General features: G+C 56.7%; 12 protein-coding genes and 2 pseudogenes. All 14 read right to left on the bottom strand.

What is annotated here, in order from left to right; all coding sequences use genetic code 11:
• Positions 1-203 precede the first annotated feature (203 nt).
• Positions 204-830, bottom strand: a pseudogene (rpsC, locus tag MP439_00470) (30S ribosomal protein S3).
• A gap of 482 nt (positions 831-1,312) precedes the next feature.
• Positions 1,313-1,648 (bottom strand): annotated as a pseudogene (rplV, locus tag MP439_00465) (50S ribosomal protein L22).
• A gap of 11 nt (positions 1,649-1,659) precedes the next feature.
• The gene (gene rpsS, locus MP439_00460; GenBank protein MCI2974543.1) at positions 1,660-1,941 is read right to left on the bottom strand and encodes a 30S ribosomal protein S19; all 282 of its coding nucleotides are present in this window, start codon (positions 1,939-1,941) and stop codon (positions 1,660-1,662) included.
• Positions 1,942-1,944: 3 nt separating this feature from the next.
• On the bottom strand, positions 1,945-2,781 hold the full coding sequence (gene rplB, locus MP439_00455) for a 50S ribosomal protein L2 (GenBank protein MCI2974542.1): 837 nt from the start codon (positions 2,779-2,781) through the stop codon (positions 1,945-1,947).
• A 7-nt stretch (positions 2,782-2,788) separates the two neighbouring features.
• Positions 2,789-3,085, bottom strand: coding sequence for a 50S ribosomal protein L23 (gene rplW / locus MP439_00450; protein MCI2974541.1), 297 nt, complete (start codon positions 3,083-3,085; stop codon positions 2,789-2,791).
• Positions 3,086-3,090: 5 nt separating this feature from the next.
• Positions 3,091-3,732, bottom strand: a complete 642-nt coding sequence (gene rplD, locus MP439_00445; protein ID MCI2974540.1) for a 50S ribosomal protein L4 — start codon at positions 3,730-3,732, stop codon at positions 3,091-3,093.
• The gene (rplC, locus tag MP439_00440; protein MCI2974539.1) at positions 3,729-4,376 is read right to left on the bottom strand and encodes a 50S ribosomal protein L3; all 648 of its coding nucleotides are present in this window, start codon (positions 4,374-4,376) and stop codon (positions 3,729-3,731) included. The genes rplD and rplC overlap by 4 nt, the downstream gene beginning before the upstream one ends.
• 160 nt (positions 4,377-4,536) lie before the next feature.
• On the bottom strand, positions 4,537-4,857 hold the full coding sequence (rpsJ, locus tag MP439_00435) for a 30S ribosomal protein S10 (protein ID MCI2974538.1): 321 nt from the start codon (positions 4,855-4,857) through the stop codon (positions 4,537-4,539).
• An 89-nt stretch (positions 4,858-4,946) separates the two neighbouring features.
• On the bottom strand, positions 4,947-6,134 hold the full coding sequence (gene tuf / locus MP439_00430; protein ID MCI2974537.1) for an elongation factor Tu: 1,188 nt from the start codon (positions 6,132-6,134) through the stop codon (positions 4,947-4,949).
• Positions 6,135-6,204: 70 nt separating this feature from the next.
• Entirely contained in the window at positions 6,205-8,292 is a 2,088-nt protein-coding gene (gene fusA, locus MP439_00425) for an elongation factor G (GenBank protein MCI2974536.1), read from the bottom strand.
• A 408-nt stretch (positions 8,293-8,700) separates the two neighbouring features.
• On the bottom strand, positions 8,701-9,171 hold the full coding sequence (gene rpsG, locus MP439_00420) for a 30S ribosomal protein S7 (protein MCI2974535.1): 471 nt from the start codon (positions 9,169-9,171) through the stop codon (positions 8,701-8,703).
• A gap of 4 nt (positions 9,172-9,175) precedes the next feature.
• The gene (gene rpsL, locus MP439_00415) at positions 9,176-9,547 is read right to left on the bottom strand and encodes a 30S ribosomal protein S12 (protein ID MCI2974534.1); all 372 of its coding nucleotides are present in this window, start codon (positions 9,545-9,547) and stop codon (positions 9,176-9,178) included.
• Between the two features lie 101 nt (positions 9,548-9,648).
• The gene (locus MP439_00410; protein MCI2974533.1) at positions 9,649-13,494 is read right to left on the bottom strand and encodes a DNA-directed RNA polymerase subunit beta'; all 3,846 of its coding nucleotides are present in this window, start codon (positions 13,492-13,494) and stop codon (positions 9,649-9,651) included.
• Positions 13,495-17,043 carry a DNA-directed RNA polymerase subunit beta gene (gene rpoB, locus MP439_00405; protein ID MCI2974532.1) on the bottom strand — a complete coding sequence of 1,183 codons (3,549 nt, stop codon included), beginning with the start codon at positions 17,041-17,043 and terminating at the stop codon, positions 13,495-13,497.
• Positions 17,044-17,119 lie beyond the last annotated feature (76 nt).

The following is a 17,119-nucleotide window of genomic DNA, read 5'->3' as shown; positions in this document are numbered from 1 at the left end:
TCCTTGGTTCGACGTTCGATGTCTTCCTCTTCAGCCAGCAACCGCTCGAGCTCCTCGGGAACCACAGGTTCCTCGACGGTGGTAGGAGCGACCGTGGCAATCACCTCTTCCTCAGCCGCCTTGCGCCGGCCACCACCCGCAGTAATGATGCGTCGTGGGCGCTCGGGAGCTACCCGCTGCGTCGGAGCAGCAGCGGTCTGGTACGGCACGACATCGCCGCGGTAGATCCAAACCTTGACCCCCACGCTACCTGAGTTCGTATGCGCCTCTCGCAGCCCGAAGTCAATATCGGCTCGCAGCGTGTGACGCGGTACGCGACCTTCACGGTGTGTCTCACGGCGTGCCATCTCGGACCCACCGAGTCGCCCAGAACACTGAACTGTGACCCCTTTGCCGCCTTCCTTCATCACGATCTGGATGGAGCGCTTCATGGCACGACGGAAGCTAACCCTGCGAGCGATTTGGTCAGCAATGCTCTGCGCCACCAACGTGGCATCAAGCTCCGGGTTGCGCACCTCTTCGACATTGAGCTGTACTCGCGGATAACCTGTGAGCTTCTCGAGCGCCTTGCGCAATCGATCGACCTCGGAACCCTTCTTCCCAATGACAATGCCTGGACGCGCTGTATGAATATCAACCTTGAGTCGATCACGGGTGCGTTCGATATCGATCCGCGACACGGCAGCCGTGGCGAGCTCCCGCTGAAGCCAAGACCGAATCTTATGATCCTGTATGACCCACTTCTGGTAGTCCTTGTCAGCGTACCAACGAGACTTCCAGTCCGTCGTAATACCAAGACGAAACCCGTAAGGATGTACCTTCTGACCCACTATGAGTCCTCCTGCCCTTCATCCGCCCCGGCATCTTCTGTCGATGCTTCCTCGACGCTCGCAGCTTTGCCAGAACTCTCATCGTCGGGGGCCACCTCAGCTTGACCGGTAGCATCGCTTACATCCTCGGCGACCTCACCCTCGACAACATCACTTTCTCCAACATTGTCCTCAGCCAGGCTGCCTTCTATGATATTGGTCTCAACTGCACTGGTCTCAACTGCACTGGTCTCACCTGCACTGGTCTCAACTGCACTGGCCTCGATCCCAGCGTCAACCGCTGGAGCCTCGGTTGATACGACTGCACCCATGTCGTCGGATGGCAGCACTTCATCCGGTTGAACGACCTCGTCCGTCGGAGGGAGCGATCGCTGATTAACGCGTGGCCCACCGGCTCGCGATGAGGCGACACGCTGGCTCCGCCGAGCACTCTGTCGCCCTGAGCTCTTCGCAGCCGCTACCCGACGCATCTCAAGTGGCATCTCCTCGACGACAATCGTGATGTGGCAGCTGCGCTTGCGAATGCGAGTCGCGCGCCCTCGAGCGCGCGGTCGGAACCGCTTAATCGTAGGACCTTCGTCGGCAAAGGCCTGAGCGACGAAGACCTCGTCAGCTCCGAGACCGTAACGAACGGTCGCATTAGCTACGGCTGAAGCCAGTAGCTTGCCAACAACTTCACTGGCCTCACGATTCACCAAAGACAGTGTCCGAATAGCCTCGACCGCCGACTTGCCTCGAATGAGGTCAAGTACCTGGCGAGCCTTTGTAGGACTCATACGGAAATACCGCAATACGGCTCGAGCCTGGTTGGCCTGCATGGTCTGTGTCACTATCTTCTCCTCGCCGTCTTTTCTTGTCCAGCGTGGTAGCGGAACGTTCTGGTAGGCGCGAACTCTCCAAGTTTGTGCCCAACCATCGACTCGGTGAGGTAGACGGGGACATGCTTGCGTCCATCATGGACCGCAATGGTGTGACCGACCATGTCTGGGATAATGGTAGACCGACGTGACCAGGTCTTGATGACCCGCTTCTCGTTCTTCTCATTGAGATCATCTACCTTCTTGAGGAGATGATCATCGACAAAGGGACCCTTTTTCAGACTTCTGGGCATCGTTTATCTCCTGGCTCCACGACCGCGACGTCGTCGAATAATAAGTTGATCGGAATCACGGTGGGCGCGACGAGTACGTCCTTCAGGCTTGCCCCACGGCGAGACCGGGTGTCGGCCTCCCGAGGTCTTGCCTTCTCCACCACCCAACGGGTGATCGACCGGGTTCATGGCGACACCACGTGTCTGTGGTCGCACGCCCTTCCAGCGATTGCGCCCGGCCTTACCAACCGAGAGGAGCTCGAACTCAGCATTCCCGACCTCACCAATGGTGGCCCGGGCATCTGCCGGGACACGGCGCATCTCAGTAGACGGCAGTCGCAGTGTGGCGTACACTTCATCTCGACCAACGAGTTGGACGCTCATACCGGCAGAGCGCGCAATCTTGCCACCCTGTCCTGGCCGGAGCTCAACATTGTGCACCACCGAACCGACCGGAATGGCCCGCAACGGGAGGGCATTGCCAACCGTGATGTCGGCACCCACCCCCGATTGCACCTTGTCACCAACCTTCAACCCTCGAGGAGCAAGAATGTAGCGCTTTTCACCATCGTGATAATGCAAGAGTGCGATTCGAGCATTACGGTTCGGATCATACTCGATCGCTGCCACGGTAGCCGGGACACCGTCTTTGGTGCGCTTAAAGTCGATGATGCGGTACTGCTGCTTGTGGCCGCCCCCACGGTGGCGCGCGGTCTTGCGTCCCTTGGAGTTACGCCCACCAGTGCTCGACTTCGGTTCGAGCAGTGACTTCTCTGGAGCCTTCTTCGTCAGCTCGTCGAACGTGGAGACAGACTGAAAACGTCGTCCCGCGCTCGTCGGCTTGCGTCTACGGATCGCCATTACCTACCTACCTCTGCAACAATTCGATTGCGAAACCCTCGCGAAGGGTCACGTACGCAATCTTGGTATCCGGACGAAAGCTGATTTTCCCAGTGCGACGATTACGGGTCGACTTACCCTTACGGTTCAAGGTGTTGACCTTGGCAACCTTCACCTCGAAGAGCTGCTCAACAGCCTTACGGACGTCGATCTTGGTGGCATCGGTGTCCACCTCAAAGGTATAGACACCCGCATCCATCAGCTGATAACTCTTCTCCGACACAAGTGGACGGCGAAGGATCTGATAGCGATCTCCAGCGTGCATAACCGCTACTCACCCTCTCTCTGGCTCAAACGTGCCACGGTGGCCGTCAACGCGGCCTCCGTGAAGAACACCACGTCACTCGTCAACACCGTACGTGTCAGCAACGATGCCGGTGTCGTAATCATGAAATCCGGAAGATTGCGGAAGCTCCGAACAATCGAGGACTCACCTGGAAGCACCACGAGGGCTATACCTTTGCCATCAAGACCCGCACCTCGCACGATGTTCACGGCGGCCTTCGTCGACGGCGACGCTAGGTCACCGCGAAGGACGAATATGGCTTCCCCTTGGGCTCGATCACTGAGCGCCTGCCGTAACGCCGCGCGTACCATCTTCTTGGGTGTCGCCTGCGCATAGCTGCGCGGCCTTGGTCCATGGACGATACCACCACCAGTGAACTGCGGCGCCCGCGTCGATCCTTGACGGGCGTTACCGGTTCCCTTTTGACGGAACGGCTTGGCGCCGCCGCCCGAGACCTCTGCGCGCGTCTTAGTAGAGTGAGTACCCCGCCGACGATTTGCCTCCTCGGCTACAACTACTTGGTGGAGGAGACCAACATTAGCGGACACTCCAAAAACATCACCGACGAGTTCAATTTCACCCTCGAGAACACCGGAAACATTGACAACCTTGGCTTGCAACGTCATGCTCGTTTCCCACCCTTCACTGTGTCCCGGATAACGACCATGCCGCCCCTCGGTCCTGGAACCGCCCCTTTGATCAAGAGCAATTGGCGATCGGGCTCTGATCGCACGACCTCGAGATTCATAATGGTGGTTCGCTCACTACCGTATTGACCGGCCATCCGCGTACCCTTGAACACGCGCGCTGGCGTCGCACAGGCACCGATGGAGCCGGGTGCCCTGTGCTTCTTATGGTTACCGTGGCTTCCACCTTGACCCTTGAAGTTGTGTCGCTTCATTCCACCCGAGAACCCATGTCCCCTGCTGGTGGCCACCACATCAACTCTGTCGCCGCTATTGATAGCGGACGCGTCGATAGCCGCACCAACGGCCAGCTCTTGAGAACCCTCAAGGCGAAACTCCATGATTTTGCGACCTGGCTCAACACCCCTGGTGGTGAACTGACCTAGCACCGGCTTCGTCAGCCGCGACGGCTGCACTACGCCGACGGCAACCTGAACCGCCTCATACCCATCGCGATCCAGCGTCTTGTGCCGTAGGACCCGTGCGGGTAGCACGCGAATTACCGTGACCGGAACGACATGATCGTTATCGACCCAGACTTGGGTCATGCCGACTTTCTCGCCAACCACTGTTTTACTAGCCATGAAATCCTTCAATCTTTGCAACGGCACATACGGATACAACCGCATCGGTGCCACGGTGTCACGAATGCCGGAGGGTCCCGCGAAGGCACAACCGGACAAGAAACGACCTAATAATACTAATCACACCTCGATGCCCACCAGGCACCCGAGTTAGGCCTTTTTACACGTTCTGGATTTTGATCTCGATATCGACACCCGCAGGCAACTCGAGGCGCTTCAACGCGTCTACGGTCTTTGCCGAGTGATCAACGATATCGAGCAGCCGCTTGTGAATCCGCATCTCAAAATGCTCTCGAGAATCCTTGTACTTGTGCGGTGAGCGGATCACCGTATACCGATGGATATCGGTCGGCAGTGGCACTGGCCCAACGACCTTACCCTGTGTCCGTGTTACCGTATCAACAATTCTCTGTGTCGAGGCTTCGAGGATTTCATGGTCGAAACCCTTGATCCTGATCCTGATTCGCTGCTTGTCAGTCATTTCGCTCCGTATCTCGGCCGGATCCGGTCCGGCAACCGCCAAAACACAGGGAATGGCCCGGAGCTGCCTCCGGGCCATTCACCGCTTAACTACTTGATGATCTTCACGACGCGACCAGCGCCAACGGTTCGACCACCCTCACGGATAGCGAAACGGAGACCCTCGTCCATCGCAATCGGCTTGCCTAGCTCGACCTTGATGCTGATGTTGTCACCAGGCATCGCCATCTCAGTTCCTTCAGGCAACATGATGCTACCAGTGACGTCCGTGGTCCTGAAGTAGAACTGAGGACGATAATGGTTAAAGAACGGCTTGTGACGACCGCCCTCTTCCTTTGAGAGCACATAGACATTGGCCTCAAACTCGGTATGCGGTGTAATGCTACCGGGCTTGCAGACTACCTGACCACGCTCAACATCGGTACGCTTGACGCCACGCAACAGGACACCAACGTTGTCTCCTGCCATGCCTTCTCCAAGCTCCTTGTTGAACATCTCGACGCCGGTAACAACGGTCTTTTGCGTCGGTCGCAAACCAACGATCTCCACCTCTTCGGATACCTTGACCTTGCCGGCCTCGACCTTGCCGGTGACAACGGTGCCACGACCAGGAATGGTTAACACGTCCTCAATAGGCATCAGGAATGGGCGATCGAGTGGTCGCTCAGGCTCTGGGATGTAATCGTCGGCCGCAGCCATCAGCTCGAGGATCTTCTCCTCCCACTCCTTGTCGCCCTCGAGTGCCTTCAGGGCCGAAACACGAACGATAGGAGTATCGTCACCTGGGAACTCATACTCGTTCAGCAACTCTCGGACCTCAAGCTCGACGAGGTCGAGCAGCTCCTCATCATCGACCATGTCCGCCTTATTAAGCGCCACGACAATGTAGGGGACACCAACCTGACGGGCAAGCAGAACGTGCTCACGAGTCTGGGGCATTGGACCATCCGTTGCCGCGACGACCAAGATCGCACCATCAACCTGGGCGGCACCGGTGATCATATTCTTGATGTAGTCAGCGTGTCCAGGCATATCGACGTGGGCATAATGCCGCTTATCGGTCTCGTACTCAACATGCGAGATGGCGATGGTGATGCCACGAGCCTTCTCTTCCGGGGCCTTATCGATCTGATCGAAAGGCTTAAACTTCACATTTGGATTACTCTCAGACAATACCTTGGTAATCGCTGCCGTCAACGTCGTCTTACCATGGTCAATATGACCCATGGTTCCGATGTTCAAGTGAGGCTTACTTCGCTCGAACTTCTGCTTTGCCATCTTCTCCTGCTCCGTTGCTACTCACTGCGCCCACACGGCGCAACCTTGACCCATTACAGAACTACGTAGTCTACTCGCCTCGGACCTTGCGGACGATCTCCGCCGCAATCGAATCCGGGACTTCTTGATACGCGTGGAACTGCATGGTATACGTCGCCCGACCTTGCGTCTTAGAACGCAAGTCGGTAGCGTAACCAAACATCTCCGACAATGGAACCAGGGCGCGAATAACTTGGTTATTCCCAACCTGATCCATGCCCTCGACCCGGCCACGCCGAGACGAGAGATCTCCGATGACGTCCCCCATGTAATCATCAGGGGTCACCACCTCAACCGCCATGATCGGCTCGAGCAGCACCGGATTTGCAGCCCGCACCGCCTTCTTTACCGCCATGGAACCCGCAATACGAAACGCCATCTCAGAGGAGTCAACGTCGTGATAGGAGCCAAACACCAAGGTGACCCGCAGATCCTCCACTGGATATCCGGCGAGCACTCCCGACGAGAGCGCCTCCTGAATACCCGCGTCCACTGAGGGGATGTATTCCTTGGGGATGACGCCACCAGTAATCTTATCGACAAACTCATAACCGCTTCCGGCACCGAGTGGCTCGACGTTGATGACAACGTGGCCATACTGACCACGTCCACCCGTCTGGCGAACGTAGCGCTCCTCGATGCGCTCTACTGGCTTTCGAATCGTCTCGCGGTAGGCAACCTGCGGCTTACCCACGTTGGCATCCACCTTGAACTCGCGTAGCATGCGATCAACGAGGACTTCAAGGTGCAGTTCACCCATGCCAGAGATGACCGTCTGCCCAGTCTCCTGGTCAGAACGCACCCGAAACGTCGGGTCTTCTTCGGCAAGAGCGAACAACGCCCGACTCATCTTCTCCTGGTCAGCCTTAGTCTTTGGCTCGACGGCCACATGAATCACCGGATCCGGGAACTCTAGGCTTTCAAGGATGATTGGCTTTGCCGGATCGCAGAGGGTATCCCCCGTCGTCGTATTTTTAAACCCAACCGCGGCTACGATGTCGCCGGCAGCCACCGAATCGATATCCTCCCGGTGATTGGCGTGCATGAGCAGGATGCGACCAAGTCGTTCTTTCTTGTCCTTGGTCGAGTTCAAGACCGTCGCCCCTTTTTCAAGGGTCCCGGAGTAGACCCGGAAATAGGTCAGCTTCCCAACAAAGGGGTCAGTCATGATCTTGAACGCCAAGGCTGAGAACGGCGCGTCGTCAGACGGCTCTCGCTCAATTTCCTCGGCTCCCGAAAGACTGGTCCCAATTGCTGGCTTGATGTCAACCGGCGATGGGAGAAAGTCAACCACGGCATCAAGCAATGGCTGTACACCCTTGTTCTTAAAGGCTGACCCACACAGGACCGGCACCAGCGAGTTGGCGATGGTTGCCTTGCGAATCGCACCTTGGAGAAACTCAGGCGATATCTCCAGATCCTGGATATAGAGCTCCATCAGGTCATCATCGAAATTACTTAGCACATCGATGAGCTCTCGGTGGGCATCCTCTGCAGCGCTAAGTAAATTGTCCGGGATGGCTTCAGTGTGGAACTTATCGCCCATGCCCTCATCCCAGATAATGGCCTCCATGCGAAGCAGGTCAATGACACCCAGAAAGTCACTCTCCGAACCAATCGGGAGCTGAATCACCAAAGGATTGGCATCGAGCCGATCCTTGATCATCGCGACGCAACGCTCGAAGTTCGCTCCAACGCGATCCATCTTATTGATGAAACAGATCCGCGGAACCGAATACTTGTTGCCCTGGCGCCACACCGTCTCGGATTGGGGCTCCACGCCAGCAACCGCATCGAAAACAGCGACGGCACCGTCCAACACTCGAAGCGAACGCTCGACCTCCACCGTGAAATCGACGTGTCCCGGCGTATCGATGATGTTGACTCGATGGTCCTTCCAGAACGCGGTGGTTGCAGCAGAGGTAATGGTGATACCACGTTCCTGCTCTTGAGGCATCCAGTCCATCGTCGCGGCCCCTTCATGGACCTCACCGATTTTGTAGTTCTTGCCCGTATAGTAGAGAATCCGTTCGGTGGTGGTCGTCTTGCCCGCATCAATGTGGGCCATAATACCGATATTGCGAATTCGCTCGAGAGGGATCTCTCGCTTGGTAACCATTTACTCCTTCTCCTCTACATCCACGATCTCAATGAGAGAACGGAGACGCCCGTAGCAGTCTTTCCAGAACCATGTAATTGGGATCGACTGTCAAACTACAACTAACCAAATCGACCACATATCATGGCCGGATCTCATCTCAGAAACGGCGGCCCGAATGCGCAGACACTCACTCAATCCGAGCTGACTATTCAAACGACCAGTCTAAGTCATCACCACTGACAACGGATTGCAGTTTGACACTGGCTTGTCCTTGCCTGCTGACACTGACCTGTCCTTGCCTGGCAATCGCGACTACCAACCCACTGACTAGTCCGCGCCGACCACCCTACACGGACGCTCTTCGAACCACCCGGCAGATGACCCCGTACTCTCTGTGATTACTACTTCACTATCTGCATTCCACACCTACCAGCGGTAATGCATGAATGCCCGGTTTGACTCCGCCATCTTATGAGTATCATCGCGACGCTTCACCGAGGCACCAACGCCATTGGAGGCATCCAAGATCTCATTCGCCAACCGCTCAACCATGGTCTTTTCCCGGCGGCCCTTGGCGTTGGTGACAATCCACCGAATCGCAACTGAGTTAGCCCGCCGAGGCTTAACCAAAACCGGAACCTGATACGTAGTGCCGCCAACCCGTCGCGAGCGCACCTCAGTATCGGGGCGAGTATTGTCCACCGCACGCTTCAACACTGCGACTGGATCGCTACCGACCTTCTCAGCGACGATGTCGAGCGCGCGATAGACAATGTGCTCCGCAACCGACTTCTTGCCACTGACGAGAACCTTGTTCACGAACTGTGCGACAAGGACTGAGTGATAGATCGGGTCTGCCGGGATAAACCTTGGCTGAATGGGTCCCTTCCTGGGCATAACGCTACTTCTCCCTCTTCGCACCGTACCGGCTACGAGCCTGCTTACGATTCTTTACTCCAGCCGAATCAAGCGATCCTCGGACGATCTTGTAACGAACACCGGGAAGATCCTTCACGCGCCCACCCCTCACGAGCACGATAGAGTGCTCTTGAAGATTATGACCGATCCCTGGGATATACGCCGTTACCTCAACACCGGACGTAAGGCGCACGCGTGCTACCTTACGCAGCGCCGAGTTCGGCTTCTTCGGAGTCGCAGTGTAAACCCGCGTACATACGCCTCGTCGTTGTGGGGATCCCTTCAACGCTGGTGTCTTGGTCTTCGTCCGCTTGGACTCGCGACCTTTCCTAACTAACTGTGAAATGGTAGGCAAGACGTTCCTCTCGTCAATTACATTCTGGTTTAGCCAACACACAGAGCAGCCCGGAGCCACTCCTGGCCCAACGGGACAGTCTAACGGTCATTATGCTTGAACTAGCCTTCCTCAATGAGATCCTCGGGACCAGCCTCTGGTTCATCCCCGGAACTCCAGAAGGCGAGTTTGCGATGGAACGGAGCCTTCACCTCGACCGAACGATACTCCTTCACGCCAGAACCAGCCGGAATCAGCTTCCCAAGGATAATGTTCTCCTTGAGACCGAGCAACGGGTCTGATTTCCCTTCGATCGCGGCCTCGGTGAGCACTCGAGTGGTCTCCTGGAATGAGGCTGCGCTAAGCCACGACTCGGTAGCAAGCGAAGCCTTTGTAATCCCCATCAACTCAGGCCTGCCTTCGGCTGGCCTCTGGCCTTGTGCAAACAGTGCTCGGTTCACCTCAGCATAGATCTGGGACTCGACACGCTCGCCCGGCAGGAATTCCGAATCTCCAGGCTCCGCAACCAAGACCCGACGGAGCATCTGACGCACGATGAGCTCGATGTGCTTATCGTGGATTGGCACGCCCTGGTCACGATAGACCTTCTGGACCTCTTCAACCAGATACTGCTGAGTCTCGCGGATGCCTTTGATTTCGAGCACCTGCTTTGGATCGTTAGGACCATCGACCAGTGGATCGCCAGCCGCCACCTCTTGTCCATCCTGGACGTTGAGATGCACTCGGGTCGGCAAAAGATACGTCTCCTCGGTACCGTCATCGTGCACAACACTGACTCGTTGGCCGTTCTCCTCATCCACGAGTCGGACAACACCGGCTCCATGGGTCAGAATGGCAGCACCTCTCGGCGTCCGCGCCTCGAAGAGTTCAACGACACGAGGTAGTCCATGGGTGATGTCCGAACCGGCAATACCACCCTGGTGGAACGTACGCATCGTCAGCTGAGTTCCAGGCTCTCCAATGGATTGCGCAGCAACAACGCCAACCGCCTCACCCAGTTCGATGAGACCAGTCCCGCCAAGGGACTTGCCGTAACACATCGCACAGACACCGTGTGCAGTTTCGCAGGTCAAGGCCGAACGAACCCGGATCTGATTGACCCCCGGATCCTCAGCGATAGCGGTCACCAAGGCATCGGTGAGCAAGGTTCCGCGCCCCAGCTCTGTACCATCGGCCAAGCTGACGGCATCGGCTAACACGCGCCCAAATGCACGACTCTCAATATAGAAGCGCTGTCCCGCCTCGTCCAATCGGATGTCTTCGAGCCAAATCCCTCGATTCGTGCCACAATCGATCTCTCGGACGATCATCTCCTGGGCAACGTCGACAAGGCGGCGCGTGAGATACCCTGAGTCAGCTGTCCGCAACGCAGTATCAGCAAGACCCTTGCGTGCTCCGTGGGTTGAGAGGAAATACTCGAGTACCTGGAGTCCTTCACGGAACGAAGACTTGATAGGCCGAGGGATCATCTCACCACGTGGGTTGGCTACCAAACCTTTGATACCCGAGATCTGGCGGATCTGTTGCGGGTTGCCTCGAGCACCAGACTCGATCATCATGCCCAACGGGTTCACAATATCGGCCGCAAGCATTTCGTCGATCGCGTGACCGATCTCAGCAGTGGCTGAGGTCCAGATCTCGATCTCCTTCTGCTTGCGCTCGTCGTCGGTGATGATGCCCCGCTTGAACTGCGCCTCAGCCTTTTCGGCCTCGCGCTCGTAGCGGTTCAGAATCTCTGCCTTGGCAATCGGCGTCTTCACGTCGTCAATGGAGATGGTCAAACCCGACTGGCTGGCGAACCGGAATCCAAGATCCTTGATGGCATCAAGCGTGACCTGCACCGTACTGCGGTCGTAACCATTGGCCACCTCTTCAACGATCGCCCCAATAGGTAGATTCTTCTTGCCGATGATCTCATTGACAAACCGGAAATCCTCAGGTAGCGCCTCGTTGAAAATCACACGTCCAGCCGTCGTGCGCAGCTCCTCCACTACGCCATCCGATCCAAGACGTCGCAGGCGAATTGGGGCATGCAGACCCAGTTCACCAGTGTCGAGGGCTCGACGCACTTCATAATTGTGTCGGAACACTTTACCCGCACCGATCTCATCCTCTCGGATGATGGTCAGATAAAACAAACCGAACACCATGTCCAAGCTCGGCACGGTAATCGGTCGCCCTGTCGCGGGCGAGATGATGTTGTTCGCCGAGAGCATCAAGACTCTAGCCTCAGCCTGTGCCTCCGGCGACAGTGGCAGGTGAACTGCCATCTGGTCACCATCGAAGTCGGCGTTGAAAGCCGTCGTTACCAACGGGTGGATCTGGATCGCCTTGCCCTCGACCAAGACCGGCTCGAATGCCTGGATGCCGAGCCTATGCAGCGTCGGTGCGCGGTTCAAGAGAACTGGGTGCTCCCGGATGACCCCATCGAGTACCTCCCACACCTGAGGACGCCGTCGCTCGACCATGCGCTTGGCAGATTTAATATTCTGGGCAAAATCAAGTTCAACCAACCGACGCATCACGAACGGCTTGAACAGTTCAAGCGCCATGAGCTTGGGGAGACCGCACTGGTGCAACTTGAGCGTTGGGCCGCCCACGATGACCGAACGACCGGAGTAGTCCACGCGCTTACCGAGAAGGTTCTGACGGAATCGGCCTTGCTTTCCCTTGAGCATATCCGAAAGACTCTTGAGTGGACGGTTACCGGGTCCAACAACGGGACGACCACGCCGTCCATTGTCAAACAGCGCGTCAACCGCCTCCTGGAGCATGCGCTTCTCGTTGTTGACGATGATCTCTGGTGCCCCAAGATCCAACAACCGCTTGAGGCGGTTGTTGCGGTTAATGACGCGACGATAGAGGTCGTTCAGGTCGGAGGTGGCAAAACGGCCACCATCGAGCTGAACCATCGGCCGCAAATCCGGGGGTATGACAGGTACGACGGAGAGAATCATCGCCATCGGGTCATTAATTCGCCGACCATCCTCGTCACGTCGATTGAAGGCCGACACGATCTTCAAGCGACGAATCGCCTTTTGGCGGCGCTGAGCCGACAGCGGACGCCGGGCATCCGTCGGTTCGATCATTTCACGGAGCTTGACCTGCTCGGCATCGAAATCGATACGGTTGATCAGATCAGCAATTGCCTCGGCACCCATGCCACCCTCAAAGTACTCGGAGTAGCGAGCCCGAAGCTCACGCCAGAGGATCTCGTCCTCGATAATCATCCGAGGATAGAGCTCCCGAAACTCGTCAAAGGCTCGACGCACCAGCTCGATCGATTGGTTCGCACGCTCACGAACGGACTGGATCTCCTTTTCTAGCTGTCGCTGGCGCGCACGTACATCGCTGTCCTTCGCGCCCTCGGCCTCCATGGCCGCGAGCTGCTCCTCGAGTTCCTGGAAGCGATGCTCGATCTCGATATCGCGAGCATCCTCAAGGCCTTTGATCTCCTCGAGCATCTCGGTCTCCAGATTCGGAAGCTCCTGGTGCCGACGATCCTCATCGACCGCGGTGACCAGGTTGGCAGCAAAGTAAATCACCTTCTCGAGCTGCTTAGCCTTGAGCTCTTCTTTGGGGGTAGTACCCATGAGAAGGTAGGCAAGCCAAGACCTGGTGCCACGGAGGTACCAGATGTGCACGACAGGAGCAGCCAACTCGATGTGGCCCATGCGCTCACGACGCACCTTGGCACGAGTGACTTCGACCCCACAACGCTCGCAGACGATACCCTTAAATCGCACCCGCTTGTACTTGCCACAGGCGCATTCCCAATCCTTGGTTGGTCCAAAAATCCGCTCGCAGAATAGGCCGTCACGCTCGGGGCGCAAGGTCCGATAGTTAATCGTCTCCGGCTTCTTTACCTCACCACGTGACCAGTTCTTGATATCATCCGAGGTTGCAAGCCCAATTCTGATCTGATCGAACCGGCTTAAGTCGAGCATCTAAATACCTCTTTCCTGACGTCCATCATCTTCGTAATCAACATTGCGCTCGGGGCGACTGAGATTGATGCCTAGGTCTTCAGATGCCGAGTATGCATCTTCGTCAAGCTCACGTAGTTGCACCCGCTCACCCGTCGGTGAGAGCACATCCACGTTCAAGCACAGCGACTGCATCTCCTTAATCAGCACCTTAAAGCTCTCAGGGATCCCAGGCTCCGGGATGTTCTCTCCCTTGACGATCGACTCGTACACCTTGACGCGACCAGCGACGTCATCTGACTTGATGGTCAAAAGCTCCTGGAGCGCATAGGCAGCTCCATAGGCCTCAAGTGCCCATACCTCCATCTCACCGAAGCGCTGGCCACCAAACTGGGCCTTCCCACCGAGGGGCTGCTGGGTGATCATCGAGTATGGGCCCGTTGAACGCGCGTGGATCTTGTCGTCCACCATGTGGGCCAGCTTGATCATGTACACATAACCCACCATGACCGGATTGTCATAAGGTTCACCGGTGCGACCGTTGTAGAGTTGGGCCTTGCCGTCCTCGCCAACCAAACGATTGCCATCGAATGACTGTGGATTGAGGTTGACGAGGAGCTCCTTGATGGTGGGGAGTCCACCAGCCTCCTCGGTCTCGTCCCAATGGGCACCGTCAAACGACGGGCTCGCTACCCAGGTAGTGGGTATGGCACGCGGCTGTGTCTTATGGCCCTGCACCTGGCCATGACTTGCATCGATGGGCGTCCAACCCCATTTGGCAGCATAACCAAGATGTCCTTCAAGAACCTGACCAACATTCATTCGAGACGGGACACCGAGTGGGTTGAGGATGATATCCAACGGCGTACCGTCTGCCATACGCGGCATATCCTCCAAGGGAAGAATTCGCGAGATGACACCCTTGTTGCCGTGGCGGCCAGCAAGCTTGTCCCCTTCGGAGATTTTGCGGTGCTGCGCAACATAGACACGGACCAGCTGGTTGACACCTGGGGGCAGTTCGGTGGAATCATCTCGGCTAAACACTTTGATGTCAATCACCTTCCCATATTCACCATGGGGAACTCGGAGCGAGGTGTCTCGCACCTCACGCGACTTCTCACCAAAGATCGCACGCAGGAGTCGCTCCTCAGGCGTCAGCTCTGTTTCGCCCTTTGGCGTTACCTTCCCAACCAGGATGTCACCCGGTCCCACCTCGGCACCGATCCTGATAATGCCCCGTTCGTCTAGATCAGCAAGTGCCTCTTCCGATAGGTTCGGGATGTCCCGGGTGATCTCTTCAGCACCAAGCTTGGTGTCACGCGCATCAGTCTCGAACTCCTCGATGTGAATCGAACTCAAGACATCGTCGCGCACCAGACGCTCGGAGATGATGATAGCATCCTCGAAGTTGTACCCTTCCCACGGCATAAATCCAACAAGAAGGTTCTTGCCAAGGCCCAACTCGCCGTTTTGCGTGGAGGGGCCATCGGCCAACAGATCGCCGACCTCAACCCGATCACCCTGATCAACCAAGGGACGCTGGTTCCAACAGGTATTCTGATTCGAGCGCTCAAACTTTACCAACCGATATCGCTTGGTGCCTAACTCCATGCCAGTAGCGTCGGTCTGCCCTCGGTCGTAGGCGACAACGATCGAGTCGCCGGTCACTTCAGTGACTAACCCCGACCCCTTCGCCACCAAAACATCCCCGGCATCGAGACCCGCACGTGCCTCCACGCCGGTCCCGACAAACGGAGCCTCCGGAATCATCAACGGAACTGCCTGCTTCTGCATGTTGGCACCCATCAACGCACGGTTGGCATCATCGTGCTCAACGAACGGAATCAACGAGGTCGATACCGAAACCACCTGGGAGGTCGAGACATCCATCAGATCAACCTCATCAGGGGTTGCCAACTCCACCTCGGAAGTCGAGCCATAAGAGACTTCATTCACCCCTACCTTGACCACCGCACCTTGTGGACCGCGTCGTACCAGGATCTTCGATTCAACGAAGCGTCCTTCAGCATCAAGCCGCGCATTGGCTTGGGCAATGACGAACTCTTCCTCCTCATCCGCCGTGAGGTAGACAATGTCGTCGGTCACCTTACCATCGACCACCTTACGATACGGGGTCTCAATGAAGCCGAACTTGTTGAGTCTCGCGTAGCTCGCAAGCGCTCCGATAAGTCCAATGTTTGGGCCCTCTGGCGTCTCAATCGGGCACATACGGCCATAATGGGACGAGTGGACATCTCGCACCTCAAAGCCCGCCCGCTCACGCGAAAGGCCACCAGGCCCGAGCGCCGAGAGGCGACGCTTGTGGGCAAGGCCAGAGAGCGGATTGTTCTGATCCATAAACTGCGACAACTGGCTGGTTGAGAAGAACTCCTTCACCGCGGCCACCACCGGGCGGATATTGATGAGACTCTGAGGCGTGATCGCCTCAACGTCTTGGGTCGTCATCCGCTCCCGAACAAGGCGCTCGAGCCGGGACAGACCAATCTTGAGTTGATTCTGAATCAGCTCACCAACGCTGCGCACCCGCCGGTTGGAAAAGTGGTCCTGGTCGTCGTAACGGTAACCAAGCTCGCCACTGGCCAAATGCAGCATGTACGACGCCGTCGCCACCACTTCGGCCCGTGAGAGCACACCTGGTGTCTCGTAATCAGTGTCGAGCGGATGTCCAAGTATCTCTTCTAGCCGTGCGATCTCAGGCTTGAGACGCTTATCGATCTTGTAGCGACCGACGCGAGTTAGGTCGTAGCGCCTCGCCTGGAAAAATGCTCCTTCAAGGTACATGCGAGCAGCATCGGCATTCGGCGGCTCACCAGGGCGAACGCGCTTGAACACCTCAAGCAAAGCTTCGTCTTCAGTCTGTGACTGATCCTCCTTTTCCCATTGCGGGATCAAGAAGTCAAAGTGCTGCACCAGCTTCTGGAGATCACCAGGATCCGAGAACCCTACCGCACGCAGCAAGGTAAAAAGACTCAAACGTCGCTTGCGTGCCACCCTCGCCCCGGCCTGAATATCGCGACCAGGCCGAGCCTCCACGTCGAACTCCAGCCACTCACCACGATAGGGGTTGATGGTGGCCGTCACAATGGTCTTTTGATCTCGCCCAGGTTGAAAGAGCACGCCCGGTGAGCGCACCAGCTGCGACACGATCACACGCTCCGTGCCGTTGATCACAAAGGTACCTCGATCGGTCATCAACGGGAAGTCACCCATGAAGACAATCTGTTCTTTAATCTCGTAGGTACTCTTGTTGGAGAACTTTGCCCGCACAAAAATCGGCGCGGCATAGTTCATATCCTTTTCTTTGCACTCCTCCACCGAGTACTTCGGAAAAGGGGCGAGATCTGGGTCGTTGGGATCGTACTCTAGCTCCAGCGAGAGCTGACCTCCGTAGTCCTCAATCGGCGAGATGTCATGAAAAGCCTCAGCCAGACCCTCCTCGAGAAACCAACGGAAGGAATCTGTTTGAATGGCGATAAGATCGGGTAACGGCAGAACTTGGGGAAGTTTCGCGAACGAAAAACGCTGGGGCGAGCGGTTAAGCAAGGTCAAGTACTACTCCTTCGATGAGGTCCTAAAACACAAAAAAACTCACGCAAGCGACAAGGTCGCTCAGATGAGTTTTTCA

The organism is Ferrimicrobium sp. (assembly GCA_022690815.1).
Taxonomy (GTDB): Bacteria; Actinomycetota; Acidimicrobiia; order Acidimicrobiales; family Acidimicrobiaceae; genus Ferrimicrobium.
This window is presented reverse-complemented; position numbering and strand designations above follow the sequence as displayed.